We start from the raw sequence: 15,488 nt of genomic DNA, 5'->3' as shown, positions 1-15,488 counted from the left end.
TCCTTTACTGTGCGCGGGCGCTGGCGGCAGCCAGGCGTTCGGCGATGTCGGCGCGGAGGTCTTTTTTGTTGATCTTGCCGACCTTGGTGGTGGGCAGTTCGTCGACGACTACGAGGCGTTCCGGGATTTTGAAGGCGGCAACACCGGTCCGGCGCAGGAGCTCCTGGATTTGTTCAAGCGTCACTTCGCGTCCGGGTTTGACCGTGATGTAGAGGCACAGGCGTTCACCAAGCATCTGGTCCGGCATTGCGACCGCGGCTGCCATGGTCACGTCATCGATCCGGTAAACCAGGCTTTCGATTTCCTCGGCCGAGATTTTCTCTCCGCCGCGGTTGATCATGTCCTTGTCGCGGCCCTGGACGATCAGGTTTCCGTCGGGGCGCCGCTCGACAATGTCACCGCTGGCGTACCAGCCGTCGGCGGTGAAAGCCCGGGAGTTGGCTTCCGGGGCGCGGTAATAGCCCCTGGGTGTGTAGGGTCCGCGGGTCAGGATGGAGCCGGGGACTCCGTCCGGCAGGTCCTCGCCGGTCTCATCGACGATCCGGACCTCGTCGGCCTTGGATACGGGGCGGCCCTGCGTAGTACAGATGACCTCCTCGGGATCATCCAGCCGGGTGGTGTTGATGAGCCCCTCGGCCATGCCGAAGACCTGCTGCAGGGTCGCGCCCAGGACTGGCTTCACTTTCCGGGCAATCTCGTCCGGAAGGCGCGAGCCGCCGACCTGAAGCACCTCGAGGCTGGCCAGCTGCTTAGTACCGGTTTCCTGCTGGTACTCAATCCATCGCTGGGCCACTGCGGGGACGGCCGTTGACAGGGTGACTCTTTCGCGTTCAATGGTGGCGAATGCCTTGCGCGGTTCGGGGCTGGGGAGCATGACGGCCCGGCCGCCGGCGAACAGGATGCCGAGGATGCCGGGGCAGGCCAGCGGGAAGTTGTGGCTGGCCGGCAGGGTGCCGAGGTAAACAGTGTCCTCGGTGACTCCGGTGGGAATTGACGTGGCTTTGATGTTGTAGGCGTAGTCGTTGTGGGTCCTGGTAATCAGTTTGGGCAGCCCGGTGGTGCCGCCCGAGAGCAGAAAGAGGGCTGGCGAGTCAGGCGACGGTGCAGCGGCGTCCAGCCGGGCACGGGCGCCTGCCACGTCGGTTCCGGGGGCAAGGATGTCTTCGAGGCGTGTGTTGGCGGGTTTCGCGGCTCCCGAAACGAGGATATACTCCAGGGACGGAATGGTTGACGCCAGTCCTTCGGCGAGGGCCTGGTGATCAAAGTCCTTGATCACGTCCGGTACGGCGATGGCCCGTGATTCGGAGAGCTCTGTGAGGAACGATAGCTCGTATTGCCGGTGTGCCGGCAGAGCCATCACCGGGATGATGCCGGCACGGAAACACGCAAGGGTCAGCACCGTGAACTGCCAGCCGTTGGGCAACTGGACCATGATGCGGTCGTCCGCTTTCAGGCCCGACTGCAGGAGGCGTTCCGCGGCCGCATCCATTCTGTTGGCCAACTCGGCGTAGCTGAGCCGGACGTCACCGTCCACGATCGCGATTTTTTCCGGCAGCCGGTCGGCTGTTTCGAGGATGTAGGCGTCGAGGGGGCGGTCTTCCCAGTAGCCCTTGCTGCGGAATTCTGCCGCAAGGTCCGCGGGCCAGGGGACGGTGCCTTCACTGGTGTGGCTGGTCATTTCATGTCCTCCTCGACATTGATAACTACTGCATCAAGGGCCACGAGCCCGTCATGGGTCAGGCGCAGGGGGTTGATTTCGATTTCTGCGATTGCGTCATTGGAAACAAGTGCATCGCCGAGCCTGACCAGCAGGGCCGCCAGCTCCTCCGTCTTCAGCATCGGCCCGGAACGGAATCCGTACAAGAGTTCGCGCGCCTGGAGATCGCCGGGCATGCCCTCCGCCACACGGACGGAAAGGGGAGCGGAGCGGATGGAAATATCGGCGAAGACTTCTGCAGTGGTGCCACCCAGGCCCAGAACGGCGATCGGTCCGAAGACGGGATCACGGCGGACGCCGACCACGAGGTCGATACCGGATGGCGCCATTGCTTCGACCAGGAATTCGCGGGCACCGGCGGCTTCAAGTCCGTCCAGCGCCCGGTCCATGGCCCCGGGGGAGTTCACTCCCAGGTGCACGCCTCCGATCTCGGTTTTGTGCAGGATGGCGGCGTCGAGCAGCTTGACCGCGACAGGCCCGCCCAGTTCGGTCAGGGCCTCGTGGGCTGCGGCGCGGGTGCTGCAGCTTCGCCGGGCAGGGGTGGCGATGCCGAGTGCGCCAAGGAGTTCCTTGGCGCGGTTCTCGTCCCAGGGCCCTTCCAGTGCCGGCCAGGTGAAGGCTCCAGCGGGTGCTTCGGCGCGCTGGAATTGTCCGCGGGCGTCGTTGACCAGAGCCGTAATGCCGTGGGCCAGGGAGGTCGGTCCGCTGATCAGTGGCAGGTCGTGCTGGCGGGCTGACTTCCGGGCGCGTTCCAGGTCGCCGTCGGGGCCGTCCACGCCGATCAGGAACGGCATTGTGTCGGCTACACCGGAATTGGCGACGGCGAGAGGAAGGTCCGCGACGGGTTCGGTCAGCCCGTAGACGGCGACGACATCGATGGCCGGGTCGGAGGCCACTGCGGCCACGACTTTTTCGTACCCGGGGCCGGGCCGGCCGGTGTCCACGGGGTTGGCCTGGAAGGTCAGCGGCGGCAGCAGCGCACCGATTCTGTCCTGGCTCGCCTGGGCCAGGCGTGGCAGCGCCACCCCGGCGCCGTGGAGGGCATCGGCGATCAGCAGGCCGGGGCCGGCCTGCCCGGTGATGAGTCCGACGCCGGGGTTGGCCGCCGGTGCCAGGCGGCGTCCGGCCAGGGCGGTGACGGCGGCAACCAGCTGGTTCTCGTCGTCCACGAGCACCGCACCGGCCTGCTTGAGGACCGCGCGGGTGGTGCGCCAGGACGTGGCCAATGCCCCGGTGTGGGACTGGGCGAATTCGGATACGTCATTCCGGCCGACCACCAGGGCGACCACGGGCTTGACGGCACTCAGGCGTGAGACGGCGTCGACGAGGGCCGGGCCGTCGCTGACCGTTTCCAGGTGCAGGGCCACCGCCTTGGTTTGCCCGTCGGAGATCAGGTAGTCCAGGACATCGGGCGCGCTGATGTCCGTGCCCGCGCCGATGCCGACGGCGAGGCTGACGCCCACCCCGGCGCGCTGCAGGTGGAATGCCAGCACGTGGTTGACTCCGCCGCTGGCCGCCACGACGGCCACCGAGCCGGGCTCCAGCTCCGCCACCCCGGGGACGAAGCTGGCGCGCAGCTTGCGGTGGGGGACGAAGAAGCCGGAGGTATTCGGGCCGAGCAGCCGGATGCCGGTGTCCCGGACGGCTGCCTCGACCTGGCGCGCGAATTCGATGCCGGGACCGCCGGCTTCGGCGAAACCGCCGGCGCAGACCAGGGCGGCCCTGGCGCCGTTGGCCGCACTGTCGCGAAGCGCCTGGGCAGTGGCGGCAGCCGGCACGCAGAGCACGGCCAGATCAGGCCCTCCCGGAATTGCGGCGGCGGCCTCAGCGATGCCGGTGTGCATGCCGCTTTCGGTGCCGCGGCTGTTCACGAGTTCCACGGAGGCCGGGTAGGCGGACAGCGACTGTGCCATAACGGCGCCGAGCTTCTCCGGGCTGGAGGAGGCGCCGACGACGATGATGCCGCGGGGCGCGAACAGCGGGGCTAGGTTATGCATCGGTTGCCTCCGGGGTTGTTGCGGTGGCGACGGCGTCGGCCCGGCCGGAAAGGATCTGGGTGAGGGCTGAAATGGGGCCACGGTCATCGACGACGACGCTTCTCAGGCCGCGGCCGAGCCGGGCCTCCTCGGAGAGCAGGGTGCGGGTGAAGGGGTTGCCGCCCTGGATCACGATGGCTGCGGCCTGGGCGGGCAGCTGGCGGAAGGCCGCGGCGAGGCCCTCCTCGGTGTCCGGTGCGGTGAGCAGCAGGCCGGTCCCGGCGTCGGCGTCGGCCGGGTCGGTGACCAGGACAAGGCTGCCGCCGGGCCCGGTCAACTCAGGCTGACCGTCCTGGTGCGTGAGGGACAGCAGGCGCCCGCTGAACCGGGCGGATCCGGCGCTGAGCGGTGTTTCCAGCGGCGTGTGTCCGTGCCTGGCCAGCCAGTCCGCTTCAACGGACTCGACCAGGCCGGCGTCACGCTGGCGGATCTTGTCGATGTCGATGCTGCGGGAGAAGAAGTGGAAGGTGAACTGGGTCGGGTCGAAGGCGTCGTAGTACCGGGCGAAGTGTTCCCACCAGCTCAGGCCCCCGCGGGCCTGGTTCTGGATCTTGGCAACCTGTGGCTGGCGTTCAGCTTCGTAATTTGTGAAGGCCAGTTCGAGGTCGTCCTGGTGTGCCGCGATTTCGCGGACCAGGGCGATGGCGTCCTCCATAGCCATTTTGGTGCCCGAACCGACGGAGAAGTGCGCAGTGTGGACCGCGTCGCCGAGCAGGACGACGTTGCCCTTGTGCCAGGAGCGGGTGCGGCGGGTGCGGAAATTCGCCCACCGGGAGTTGTTGGCCACGAGCGGTTCACCGGCGATGTCCTCGGCGAAGAGCTTCTCGAGGAAGCGCTGGGTCTTGAGGTCGGAGGGTCCCGGAGGCTGGCTGGCATCAAATTCATCGAGGCCGGCCTTCCGCCAGGTGTCTTCGTCGGTTTCGACGATAAAGGTGCTCAGCTCATCGCTGATCGGGTAACCGTGGACCGCGAAGTTGCCGAATTCACTTTGCCGGTGGACGAAGGTGAGCCCATTGAACTTGTAGGTAGTGCCGAACCAGATGAACTTGGCAGTCGCGGTCTCGGCGGTGTGACCCAAGCTGTCGCCGAGCTGTTCGCGGGTGGAGGAGTTGGCGCCGTCAGCGCCGACAATCACATCGAAGTCATCGAGCTGCGACAGGTCGGGGACGTACTGGCCAAAGCGCATATCGACGCCGACTTCTGCCGCCCGGTCCTGCATGAGCTTCAGGAGGGTCTTGCGGTAGATGGCGGCCATGCCGTTGCCGGCAAAGGACTTCTGTTCGCCTTTGAGCCAGACCTCGATGTCGTCCCAGTGGGTGCCGAAGTCCCGGAGGCCGTTGCGGACAACGGGATCGGCGTCGTTGATCCGGTTCAGCGTTGCGTCGGAGAAGACCACGCCAAAGCCGAAGGCGTCAGTGGCCTGGTTGCGCTCAAAGAGCACGACGTCGGCGTCGGGAACGGTCTGCTTGAACAGGGTTGAGAAGAACAGTCCGCCGGGACCGCCGCCAATGCAGGCTACGCGAAGTGCCATCGATGCCACCTTTAGAGATTTGGGGGAGGACGTGTGCTACGTCTCCTCCCATTATGTAACGTTTCTCCGCTGATCGTCAAGTATCTGTTACATATAACCCTCGAGAACCGCTTTACGGACCTTGCGATGACTTCCTCAACGAACCACGACCAGCTTCCGCGCCCCGACCGGGTTACGCCACGACCTCCTGGCCCTGCCCGATGGGCTGGCCGATGATGCCGGAGACGAATTCCGTGGCGGCAGGCCCGAGCTGTCGGTGAATCGCACCAAACAGGTCGTACGCCTCGCTGCTCGGCCAGCCCTTGGGCTGCAACTCGAGCGGCAGGTGCGGGTCCCGGAAGGGGAAGCGACGAAAATCGCGGATAATACGCATCCGTTCGATGAGTGCCGTTCGCCCGTCCTTGCTGGCGTTGACTGCCTCGTCGTCCAAGGCGGCATAGGTGCGGATAAATTCCTGATAGTCCGCGCCGAGCTGCTCCAGGTCCCAGCATCGTGCGGCAAGATTCCTGTCCTCCTCGAGGTCGCCGGTCCCGCACCAGAGGGCATCAACTTTGGCCAGCGGATATTCGGCGGCAATTTCGCGGACCTCGGAGATGAGGTCGTGCGGGCTCAACCAGGTCGATGGTGACAGCTGGCCGAAACCATGCCACGCGAGCTGCTTGCGGAGCTGTTCACGGACGGCGCGTTCGGATTCGGGAACCTGGTAAATGGCCATGGTCCAGCGCCCCTCCCAGCTTTCGTCCCGCCGCCGGAAGATCCGTTCGCGCCCCTCGTTGAGGATCTCCAACAAATGGGGGGTGAGGGTGTAGACCGTTTCCCGCCCGACGCGCCGGGTGGTGAACCAGCCCTCCTTGCGCAGGCGTGAGAGGTTGACGCGAACCGTGGCCGCCTCAATGTCAAAGACCGCGAGGAGCTCCGTGATGTCGGCCAGCCTGACCTCGTTCCCGGCATACCGGAGGTAGTCCCCGAAAAGATCCAGGATCAGGGCTCTGGGTTTCCACTGCATAAGACTTCTCCAATACTCGCAAGCCCGGGCGGGCGTCATTCAGGAAACGTGCAACACACCTGTTGACGCACAACACATTTATGTTACATTTGGTTGTGGGTCAGATCACAGCCGAACGGCCCCTCATCTCTGGCACAGCCACAACGTCGTGTATATCACCTGGAGTCCCCAATGGCTTTTCAATCGCCTGCCTCACCTCCGGTTCGCCATCGCAAATCGGCAGCCGCTGTTATCTTCCTATGCTTCCTGGCCATCGTCTTCGACGGATACGATCTGGTCGTCTACGGAGCAATCGTCCCCAAACTCCTGGCCTACGAACCCTGGGGCCTGACCCCAGTGCAGACCGGCGCTATCGGCAGCTATGCGCTGGCCGGAATGTTCATGGGCGCCATCCTGATCGGATACCTGACGGACATCGTCGGGCGCCGGAAAGTCATGATGGTTTCCATCGCATCCTTCTCAGTGCTGATGCTCCTGACCGCCTGGGCCCCGACTCCCGAGCTCTTCGGTTTATTCCGTTTTCTCTCCGGACTCGGCCTGGGCGGCGTAATCCCGACGGCGATCGCTCTGACCGTGGAGTTCTCCAAGTCGAACCGCCGCAACTTTAACAACGCCCTAATGTTCTCCGGATACGCAGTCGGCGGGATCCTCGCCGCGCTTCTCGCCCTCGCCTTCCTGCCCGCGCTCGGGTTCCGCGGCATGCTGGCACTCGGTGGCGTTCCACTCATCGCCGTCGTGCCTCTGCTGTTCAAGTTCCTCCCGGAATCCCCGGCATTCCTCGCTGCCAAGGGGGACCGGTTACAGGCGGAACGCATCATCTCCGAATACGGGCTGGAACCGCTGCCCGAAGTACCGGCACAAGATGACGTACTCGTGCACGGCCGTTTCCGCACCCTGCTGACCGGGCGCCTGCTTACTGCAATGATCCTCTTCAGCCTGGCCGGCGTCTGTGGCCAGACCCTCGTGTACGGGCTTAACACCTGGCTGCCGCAACTCATGGTCATCGCCAAATACTCGCTGGCATCCTCCCTGACATTCCTCCTGACCGTCAACATCGGCGCCGTCGTCGGCGTGCTCGTTTCCTCCAGACTCGCGGACCGCTTCGGTCCCCGGCCGGTGACCGCAACGGCATTCGCAAGTTCCGGCCTGGCATTGGTTCTCATGGGTACCGGAGTCATGCCGCTTCCGGTTATGTACTTGCTCGTAGCAGTCGTCGGCTTCGGGTCAGTGGGCGCCCAGATCCTGGTCAACGGATTTGTCGCAACCTACTTCTCCGGCGCAACCCGGGCTACCGCCCTGGGCATCACGCTCGGCGTCGGACGGATCGGGGCTGTGCTGGCCATCTCGGGCGGCGGCGTGCTGGTGGCCGCCTCACTGGGCAACTTCATCAACTTCTCCATCTGGGCCATAGCAGCAGCAATCGGCGTAGTCGCCGTCCTGACCGTGCCGCGTTTCCCCGACAACGAATCGATGAGGACAGCTTCGGCAACGTCTCAGCTCCCCGTGTCCGTCAGCACCGTCAAACACTAAGAACGGCTTCGCACATTTAGCACCGCATCGCCCGCGTGAGCGTCGTCGTCCCCGGCAGCACCCCAACTAAGGAGTCCATTTTGGAAACGCAACTCATCATCAACAACCAGTCCCGAAGCGCCCGCGAAGGCAAGACGTTCGAGCGTCGAAACCCTGTGACGGGCGTACTCGTGACCGAAAGCGCGGCAGCCGGCGTCGACGACGCGCTCGACGCTGTTGAGTCGGCGTCACAGGCCTTTAGCACCTGGTCAACTACCGGCCCTACGGAACGACGGGCCGTCATGCTCAAAGCCGCAGACATCATGGAGCGGCGCGGACCGGAGTTCATCGAAACGATGATGTCAGAAGTGGGTGCAGCACAACTCTGGGCCGGATTCAACGTGTTCCTCACTGCGCAGCTCTTCCGCGAAGCTGCCGGGCTCGCCACTCAGATTCAGGGGGAGACTCTCCCGACGGACAAACCGGGCACACTCTCGATGACTGTCCGGCAGCCCGCCGGAGTTGTTCTCAGCATGGCCCCCTGGAATGGAGCGGGCGTGTTGGCGGCCCGGGCCATCGCCTACCCCATCGTTTGCGGCAACACGGTGGTCTTCCGGGCCTCGGAAACCAGCCCGAAGACCCACGCGATCATTGCAGAGGTCCTGCACGAGGCCGGACTTCCGGCCGGTGTGCTGAACTTCCTGACCAGCGCACCGGAGGACTCCGACCGGGTCGTGGAATCCATCATCGCCCACCCGGCGGTCCGCCGGATCAACTTCACCGGCTCAACGGCAGTCGGGCGCATCATCGCCGAAAAAGCCGCCCGCTACCTCAAGCCGGTGCTGCTCGAGCTCGGCGGCAAGGCACCGTTTGTCGTCCTCGACGACGCTGACATCGACGGCGCCGTCAATGCGGCCGTCTTCGGATCCTTCCTTTACCAGGGCCAGATCTGCATGTCGACTGAACGATTCGTGGTTGACGAGAGCGTGGCCGACCAGTTCGTCTCCAAGTTCGCAGCACGGGCAGCGCAGCTGGCCACCGGAGACCCACTGACTGACGAAGCCTGCATCGTCGGCCCCATGATCCGCGAAGAGTCGGGCCCCAGAATCAACGGCCTCATCGATGATGCCCTCGCCAAGGGAGCGGAACTCGTCGTCGGTGCCCATGCCGACGGTGCATCGATGCCAGCCACCATCATCGACAAAGTGCGGCCAGGGATGTTCATCTACGATCAGGAAACATTCGGGCCGATCACCACCGTTGTCCGCGTTTCCGGCGTCGAAGAGGCGGTTCAGGTGGCAAACGATACGGAGTACGGTCTCGCCGCGGCCGTATTCGGGGCCGACAGCACCCGGGCATTGCAGGTTGCGATGCGAATTCAGGCAGGACACGTGCACGTCAACGGCGCAACCGTTCAGAACGAAGCCCAGGCTCCCTATGGCGGCATGAAAAACAGTGGCTACGGCAGGTTTGACGGCAGGGCCGTCATCAACGAATTCACCGAGCTGAAGTGGATCACCGTGGAGCAGTCCGACCAGCAGTACCCGTTCTGAATCAAGAAGCCCGACCAATCCGAAAAGGGATGACACGACTATGCAGGTAACCGCAGCAGTGGCCCGCGAGCCACGGCAACCCCTCACAATTGAAGAACTTGAGCTGGATGATCTCCGCCCTAACGAGGTTCTCGTAAAGATGGTGGCCTCCGGTGTTTGCCACACGGACGCCATCGTGCGTGACCAAGTTTATCCCACACCGCTGCCGGCCGTCCTGGGACACGAGGGAGCCGGGATAGTGGAGCGGATCGGGGCTTCGGTCACCACGGTGCAGCCGGGCGACCATGTTCTGCTCGCGGCCGCCTATTGCGGTAAGTGCGACCACTGCCGGTCCGGCCAGATGGCGTATTGCGAGAACCTCTTCGCCGCTGACTTCGGGGGCCGGCGGCCTGACGGGACCACGGCATTGAGCAAGGACGGGGAAGTGATTTCGTCCCACTTCTTCGGCCAGTCGTCGTTCGCGACCTACGCCAACGTCGTCGAGGAAAGCGTGGTCCGGGTCGACTCCGACGTTCCCCTTGAGATCATGGCCCCGCTCGGCTGCGGCATCCAGACCGGAGCCGGCGCCGTCCTCAACGAACTTAAGCCCGCGCTGAACAACACGCTCGTGGTCATCGGTACCGGCGCCGTCGGATCGGGTGCCATCATGGCCGGCGGGATCGCGGGGTGCGCCCGGATCATCGCCGTCGACATCCATACTTCCCGGCTGGACCTCGCGAAAGAACTTGGAGCGACGGACGTGATCAACACGAAGGAAACCGACCTGACGGAGGAGATCCTCCGCCTGACCAACGGGCGCGGAGCTGACTACGTGGTGGATACGACCGCCCGGCCGGAGCTGCTCCGCAAAGCAGCCGACGCCCTGGCCCTCCGGGGCACGCTGGCGCTGGTCGGTGCCGCCGCACCCGGAACAGAGGTCTCGTTCGAGATCGGCCTGTCGCTGGTCAAAGGATGGACGTTCAAAACCGTGATCCAGGGAAGCTCCGTACCCCAGGTGTTCATTCCCAAGCTCATCCAGTTGTGGAAGGACGGCCGGTTCCCCATGGACAAGCTGATGCGCAACTACAGCCTGGGGGAGATCAACCAAGGCTTCGAAGACTCCGCCAACGGCACCGTCATCAAGCCCGTCATCGTGTACTAGCCAGCACCTGGTCTCGGTGGGAGGCCATGGCGCTCACTACTTCGTACGCAAGAGGACGACGGCGGGATGCTACCCGCCGCCGTCCTCTTGTGTTTGGTTTTTGATGCCTATCGGTGTCCGGGTTATTTGGTGATCTGAAGTCCGGTGTCCCAGTTGAAGTCGGCGAACTCCGGGTTGGCCTGCATGGTCATGAGGACGAACTGGAAGCCTTCGAGTTCCCGGGAGCGCTTGAGCGGCCCGACCACCAGCGGGCGCATGCCGCCGGCGCTGACCAGGCTGCTGACGGCTGCGGTGGCGTCGGCGTTGTCGCCGGCGATGAAGACGTCCAGGGGTTGTCCGCCGGACTCGCCGGCGACGAGGGTGCCGGCGAAGGTGGTGTTGAACGCCTTGACGACGTTGGCGCCGGCGGGGGCGAGCCGTGCGATTTCTTCGGCGGCGGAGGTGCCGGGGTCAACGACCAGGGAATCGAAGGTCTCGAAGTTCACCGGGTTGGTGATGTCCACGATGGTCTTGCCGGTCAGGGCCTCCCCGTAGGTGCTGACCACGGACTTGGCGGCGTCGAAGGGGACGGCCAGGACCACGATGGCGCCCTGGGGGGCATCGGCGGTGGTGCCGAAGGTGACGCCGGTGCCCAGTTCGGTGGCCAGTTCCTTGGCCTTGGTGGCATCCTGTCCGAGGATTTCGACGGTCAGGCCGCCGGCGAGGGCGCGGGTTGCGATGCCGCGGGCCATGTTGCCGTTGCCGATGATGGTGAGGTTCGTCATGGGAGTCTTCTTTCCGAATATGCGGGCCAGGAGGGTGTTCATCAGAGTCTGTTCTCTCGGGGGAGTGATGATTGAAGCTACAACTAAATATAGGCCGTTAAAGTTGAAGCGTCAAGTATTTTTCTGAGCGGAACGTGTACTTGCGTTTGATGGCCGCGGGGCGGGCGGGTGTGGCCGGCTGAGTTCCCCCGGGGTTTGGTGCGGGGGGTGGTAGCTGCGAAGGCCGGGTTGGCGCTTATGACGGCCGCTGGGCCACATCCACGGCATCTTGAGCGAGCAGTTCGCTGGTGCGCATGATGGATGCGCGTCTGCGTTCTTCGTCCGGCGTCCCGGTGATCACGAGGGGGACGTTCGGGCTCGATACCCAGGCGTGGCACAGCGTGACGATGGTCAGCAGGAGCTCCTCCGCCGCCGCCTCGCTCAATGCCGGAAGGGCATCCCGGATCTCGGTCACCTTGTTCGCCGAGCGGAGGGCGCGGGCCTCGGCTCCTACCGGATGTCCCTGCTCAAGCCCCTCCCAGAAGGTGAGGCGTGCGAGACTTGGGCGGCTCCTGGAAAAATCAAAGTACCGTCCCGCGAAATCTCCGATCGCAACCGGACCCGAACCGACGATCGGAAGGTCATCCAGGGCGGTGGCGAGTTCGCGGGTAAGCGCCGCTTCGAAGAGTCCGGCCTTGCCGCCAAAGTAGAAGTAAATCCGTTCGCGATTGCACCCTGAGATGCGCGAAATCTGATGGATGCGCGCACCGGAGAAGCCCCGTTCAGAGAACTCGGTGATTGCGGCATCCAGGATCTTCTTCTGCGTCGCGTCAGTGTCCCAGGCCATGGACCCCATCATATCTCCAACCGTTCGTTTGCTTTTGCGAAACGCAGCGCAGTAGCATCAATTCCAACCAGACGTTTGGAGATTGAGTGGAACACGAAGGCAAAGCGCTTGCAGCCGATGAAACGGATGCGCATCATCACCGAACCGTCGGTATGGCATCCGTCCATGTCAGGGCTGCTATCACTTGGGTGGCGATCTTTCCGCTTGCCGCAGTAGGGATGAGTATTTTGGCCGCATTGGCGCCGGGGTGGCCTCCGGTCCTGCGCGCTTTCACGCTCACTCTTGTGGTCGTTCCCATTGCTGTCTACTTCGCAGTTCCCCGCCTTCTCCTGCTCCAGACGCAGCTGGGCCAAGCTGCGACGCGCACCCAGGCGCGGCGCAGTGCGAAACGCAATACGCGGGTTCGCAAGCCACGCCGGGGTGCATGATCATCCCGGCCACGATGATGAGGAGTTTGCCATGCAGATAACTGCCGCTGTTGCGCGCGAGCACAACACGCCATTCACAATCGAACAGCTTGAACTGGATGCCCTGAGGCCCAATGAAGTCAGGGTCCGCATGGTTGCAACCGGGATCTGCCACACGGACGTGCTCGTCCGTGACGGGGTCTATCCGACGCCCCTGCCGGCCGTCCTGGGTCACGAGGGGGCCGGTGTTGTCGAAGCGGTCGGCGACTCGGTCGTCTCAGTGGTGCCTGGCGACCATGTTGTCCTCGCTGCCGCATACTGCGGTCACTGCAAGCGTTGCCGAAACGGCCAGATGGCGTACTGCGAGAACCTTATGGCGGCGGACTTCGGCGGCCGACGTCTGGACGGTCAAACCTCGCTAAGCAAGGAGGGAGAGGCCATCTCGTCCCACTTCTTCGGCCAGTCATCCTTCGCGACCTACGCAAACGTCGTCGAGGAGTCGGTCGTCCGTGTCGACAAGGACGTCCCGCTCGAGCACCTTGGCCCCCTGGGCTGCGGCATCAACACAGGGGCGGGAACCGTCCTCAATGAACTTAGGCCGGAAATCGGGTCCTCGCTGGTTGTCTTCGGCACCGGCGCCGTCGGGTGCGCCGCAGTCATGGCTGCGCGCATCGCAGACTGTGCCACCATCATCGCTGTTGACATCCACGACTCACGGTTGGAACTCGCCCGAGAGCTCGGCGCTACACACGTGATCAATTCAGAGACCGAAGACGTCGCGGGGCGGCTTCGTGAAATCACGGCTGATGCAGGCGTTGACTACGTCGTGGACACCACGGGCCTGCCCTCACTCCTTCGTCAGGCGGCCGATGCCTTGGGAGTGCGCGGTACACTCGCCCTCGTTGGTGCGGCCAAACCTGGCACGGAGGTCAGCTTCGAGATCGGCGCGTCCCTTGTGAAGGGCTGGACTTTCAAGACCGTGGTCCAAGGCAGCTCGGTGCCGCAGGTCTTCATCCCCCGGCTGATCCAGCTCTGGAAGGACGGCAGATTCCCCTTCGAAAAACTCGTCAGTGACTACGCTCTTGACGACATTAACCAGGGCTTTGAAGACTCCAAGAGCGGGAAGACGATCAAACCGGTCATCGTCTTCTGACGGATGCAAGGTCCGTGGGCCCAGGTCGCCATGGATTTCCCGTCTTGGGATCACCTGACCGCCGCTGCCGGGTGGTGGCTACTGTCCCCAGCGGTAGCGCACGGCTTCGAGCAAAGTCGCGAAGTCCGCCGCCATGACCGTGTAGACGGGGTCGGAGAGCCATTGGAGTTGCAGGCCATCCATGGCGGCCAGGAGACCGCGGGCAATAGACTCCGCCGGGGTGTCTCCCCTGAGGGCGTTGTCGTCGGCGGCCTCCGCCAGGGCCCGTCGTATGCGCTCGGCGGAGGCCTGGTGGTGGCCCCGCAACCATGCGTTGGCGGGATGCTCCGCATCCACTGATCCGCAGCGAGTGTGTTCGACGTCGACCCGCTGTCGGCACGCGGATCACCTGGCCGCCGCGCAGGCGCTGGCGACAGGCGTGGACATCGGCCGCAGCAATTGGCGGTGGCTCTGCAATATAGGCGGCGGCAGGCCCGCGACGGCGGTGGTTGAAGCGCCACGCGTCGCGGGCCTTAAGGGTTGCGGACCTGAGGCACCGCGGGCCAAAAGGGGTCAGCCCAACTGCCCCGTAACCCACTCGGCAAGGGCTGCGGCAGTGCCGGCATCAAGGCTGTGTCCGCCGACGGAGCGGACGGCCGTGGTCTCGGCGCCGGACTCCGCGCCGAGATAGCGCCACGTGGCATCCAGCAGTTTCGCCGGAATGACCGTGTCGGCGTCCCCCTGGGCGACGAACATCGGCACGCCCTGCAGCCGGTCCGGAGAGGTTGGAACTCCTGCGTCGAATGGCAGCGTTCCATAAAGGATTGCCGCACCCGCAAAGCGTCCCGGGTCGTCCAGGATGAGGCCTCCGGCGAAGGCGGCACCACCACTGAATCCGATGAGTATCACTTGCCGCCCGGCCGGGGCGACGCCTTCCAGCCACTCCCTGAACCAGGCCATGTTCTGAGCAAGGGAATCCGGCAACGGACGGCCGATGCCGCGGTTAGCGAACCAGGCGAACCCCCGGCCTTCGGCGATGGGGGCCCGGACGGCCGCGTAGCTTGCAACGGCGGGCAGGTAGTCTGCCAGTCCGATGATCTCAGTTTCGCGGGAGCCGCGGCCATGGAGCAGGACTACGAGCGGTTGCGTGGGATCGTCCGTGGAGTGCCACTGGACAAGGGGATCCGGGAGGTGGTTCACGCGTTTGCCCCGGTGAGTTCGTCCGTCGTCGTGAACTCGGCGATGTTGGTCAGGGCGTAAGTCAGCGCTGCGCCGTGCCAGTCGGCATTGATGCTCGATGTCGCATCCGTAACGATGATGGGCCGGTAGCCGTGGTCGGCTGCGTCCCGGAGTGTGTGTTCAACAGCCATGTTGGTCCAGACCCCTGCCACCACCATCGTGGTAACGCCCAGGTTCCGCAGCAGCAGATCGAGGCCGGTGCCGTTGAAGCCGCTCATTCGATTCCGGAGGAGAACCGGTTCTCCGTCGACAGCCTCCAGCCCTTCCAGTGCGTCGGCGCCCCATGAGCCGAGCTTGAGTGACTCGGGTCCTATCATCCGGAAGATGGGGGCGTTGCTGCCGCCGAAGTCACCCCCGGGGTAGAAAACAATGCGATTGTGAATGATAGGCATCGACTGGCTGCGCGCCCATTCGAGTAACTGCTTCACGTGCGGCACCAGTTCCTGCTGAACAGCATGGCCCGCGGAACCTGACGAGGCGAATGCGCCGTCAGAATGGACGTTGTCGTTCTGAAGGTCCACCAGCACTAGGGCAGTCTTGGTGAGGTCGAGTGGGGCGGTCTGCATGGAGTCTCCTGATTGGGGCCTTCGAATAATTACTTTAAGTTTCAACTAAGTCGGCTGTGTT

14 protein-coding genes are annotated in these 15,488 nt (G+C 64.3%); 4 read left to right on the top strand and 10 right to left on the bottom strand.

Annotation, left to right across the window (positions count from 1 at the left end; translation table 11 throughout):
• Nucleotides 1-4 precede the first annotated feature (4 nt).
• From E5206_RS14865 to E5206_RS14850, 4 genes are all read right to left on the bottom strand, one after another.
• Nucleotides 5-1,678, bottom strand: coding sequence for an AMP-binding protein (locus E5206_RS14865; RefSeq protein WP_136323159.1), 1,674 nt, complete (start codon nucleotides 1,676-1,678; stop codon nucleotides 5-7).
• On the bottom strand, nucleotides 1,675-3,714 hold the full coding sequence (locus E5206_RS14860; RefSeq protein ID WP_136323158.1) for an acetate--CoA ligase family protein: 2,040 nt from the start codon (nucleotides 3,712-3,714) through the stop codon (nucleotides 1,675-1,677). Before E5206_RS14860 ends, E5206_RS14865 begins: the two co-directional genes overlap by 4 nt.
• Nucleotides 3,707-5,284 carry an FAD-dependent monooxygenase gene (locus E5206_RS14855; RefSeq protein ID WP_136323157.1) on the bottom strand — a complete coding sequence of 526 codons (1,578 nt, stop codon included), beginning with the start codon at nucleotides 5,282-5,284 and terminating at the stop codon, nucleotides 3,707-3,709. Before E5206_RS14855 ends, E5206_RS14860 begins: the two co-directional genes overlap by 8 nt.
• A gap of 172 nt (nucleotides 5,285-5,456) precedes the next feature.
• Nucleotides 5,457-6,290, bottom strand: coding sequence for a PaaX family transcriptional regulator C-terminal domain-containing protein (locus tag E5206_RS14850; RefSeq protein ID WP_136323156.1), 834 nt, complete (start codon nucleotides 6,288-6,290; stop codon nucleotides 5,457-5,459).
• A gap of 171 nt (nucleotides 6,291-6,461) precedes the next feature.
• On the opposite strand from E5206_RS14850, the gene E5206_RS14845 reads away from it, so the two are divergent.
• From E5206_RS14845 to E5206_RS14835, 3 genes are all read left to right on the top strand, one after another.
• Nucleotides 6,462-7,820: an aromatic acid/H+ symport family MFS transporter gene (locus E5206_RS14845; RefSeq protein ID WP_136323155.1), complete on the top strand. Its 1,359-nt coding sequence runs from the start codon at nucleotides 6,462-6,464 to the stop codon at nucleotides 7,818-7,820.
• A gap of 80 nt (nucleotides 7,821-7,900) precedes the next feature.
• A complete protein-coding gene (locus tag E5206_RS14840; protein ID WP_136323154.1) occupies nucleotides 7,901-9,352 on the top strand; it encodes an aldehyde dehydrogenase in 1,452 nt (483 codons plus the stop codon).
• A gap of 175 nt (nucleotides 9,353-9,527) precedes the next feature.
• Nucleotides 9,528-10,493 (top strand): NAD(P)-dependent alcohol dehydrogenase, encoded by a 966-nt coding sequence (locus E5206_RS14835; RefSeq protein WP_240689767.1) that lies wholly within the window; start codon nucleotides 9,528-9,530, stop codon nucleotides 10,491-10,493.
• A gap of 122 nt (nucleotides 10,494-10,615) precedes the next feature.
• On the opposite strand, the gene E5206_RS14830 is transcribed toward E5206_RS14835, so the two are convergent.
• The 3 genes from E5206_RS14830 to E5206_RS19355 all read right to left on the bottom strand — a co-directional run bounded on the left by E5206_RS14830 (nucleotide 10,616) and on the right by E5206_RS19355 (nucleotide 12,436).
• Nucleotides 10,616-11,257, bottom strand: a complete 642-nt coding sequence (locus tag E5206_RS14830; protein WP_136323152.1) for an NADPH-dependent F420 reductase — start codon at nucleotides 11,255-11,257, stop codon at nucleotides 10,616-10,618.
• 235 nt (nucleotides 11,258-11,492) lie between these two features.
• Entirely contained in the window at nucleotides 11,493-12,083 is a 591-nt protein-coding gene (locus E5206_RS14825) for a TetR family transcriptional regulator (protein ID WP_168709363.1), read from the bottom strand.
• A gap of 8 nt (nucleotides 12,084-12,091) precedes the next feature.
• The gene (locus E5206_RS19355) at nucleotides 12,092-12,436 is read right to left on the bottom strand and encodes a hypothetical protein (RefSeq protein ID WP_168709362.1); all 345 of its coding nucleotides are present in this window, start codon (nucleotides 12,434-12,436) and stop codon (nucleotides 12,092-12,094) included.
• A gap of 106 nt (nucleotides 12,437-12,542) precedes the next feature.
• On the opposite strand from E5206_RS19355, the gene E5206_RS14815 reads away from it, so the two are divergent.
• The gene (locus tag E5206_RS14815; protein ID WP_136323150.1) at nucleotides 12,543-13,643 is read left to right on the top strand and encodes an NAD(P)-dependent alcohol dehydrogenase; all 1,101 of its coding nucleotides are present in this window, start codon (nucleotides 12,543-12,545) and stop codon (nucleotides 13,641-13,643) included.
• Nucleotides 13,644-13,721: 78 nt separating this feature from the next.
• On the opposite strand, the gene E5206_RS14810 is transcribed toward E5206_RS14815, so the two are convergent.
• The 3 genes from E5206_RS14810 to E5206_RS14800 all read right to left on the bottom strand — a co-directional run bounded on the left by E5206_RS14810 (nucleotide 13,722) and on the right by E5206_RS14800 (nucleotide 15,427).
• Entirely contained in the window at nucleotides 13,722-13,979 is a 258-nt protein-coding gene (locus tag E5206_RS14810) for a TetR family transcriptional regulator C-terminal domain-containing protein (protein ID WP_136323149.1), read from the bottom strand.
• 216 nt (nucleotides 13,980-14,195) lie between these two features.
• Nucleotides 14,196-14,822, bottom strand: coding sequence for a serine esterase (locus E5206_RS14805; protein ID WP_136323148.1), 627 nt, complete (start codon nucleotides 14,820-14,822; stop codon nucleotides 14,196-14,198).
• The gene (locus tag E5206_RS14800) at nucleotides 14,819-15,427 is read right to left on the bottom strand and encodes a cysteine hydrolase (protein ID WP_136323147.1); all 609 of its coding nucleotides are present in this window, start codon (nucleotides 15,425-15,427) and stop codon (nucleotides 14,819-14,821) included. Before E5206_RS14800 ends, E5206_RS14805 begins: the two co-directional genes overlap by 4 nt.
• Between the last annotated feature and the right edge of the window lie 61 nt (nucleotides 15,428-15,488).

The organism is Arthrobacter sp. PAMC25564 (genome assembly GCF_004798705.1).
Taxonomy (GTDB): Bacteria; Actinomycetota; Actinomycetes; order Actinomycetales; family Micrococcaceae; genus Arthrobacter.
The sequence above is the reverse complement of the archived record's forward strand: the minus strand, read 5'-3'. Positions and strand labels throughout refer to the sequence as shown.

Coding starts and splice junctions, on each gene's coding strand:
- E5206_RS14845 (WP_136323155.1), top strand. CDS start 6,462: ATGGCTTTTCAATCGCCTGCCTCACCTCCGGTTCGCCATCGCAAATCG.
- E5206_RS14850 (WP_136323156.1), bottom strand. CDS start 6,290: ATGCAGTGGAAACCCAGAGCCCTGATCCTGGATCTTTTCGGGGACTAC.
- E5206_RS14860 (WP_136323158.1), bottom strand. CDS start 3,714: ATGCATAACCTAGCCCCGCTGTTCGCGCCCCGCGGCATCATCGTCGTC.
- E5206_RS14830 (WP_136323152.1), bottom strand. CDS start 11,257: ATGACGAACCTCACCATCATCGGCAACGGCAACATGGCCCGCGGCATC.
- E5206_RS14825 (WP_168709363.1), bottom strand. CDS start 12,083: ATGGCCTGGGACACTGACGCGACGCAGAAGAAGATCCTGGATGCCGCA.
- E5206_RS14855 (WP_136323157.1), bottom strand. CDS start 5,284: ATGGCACTTCGCGTAGCCTGCATTGGCGGCGGTCCCGGCGGACTGTTC.
- E5206_RS14800 (WP_136323147.1), bottom strand. CDS start 15,427: ATGCAGACCGCCCCACTCGACCTCACCAAGACTGCCCTAGTGCTGGTG.
- E5206_RS14815 (WP_136323150.1), top strand. CDS start 12,543: ATGCAGATAACTGCCGCTGTTGCGCGCGAGCACAACACGCCATTCACA.
- E5206_RS14865 (WP_136323159.1), bottom strand. CDS start 1,678: ATGACCAGCCACACCAGTGAAGGCACCGTCCCCTGGCCCGCGGACCTT.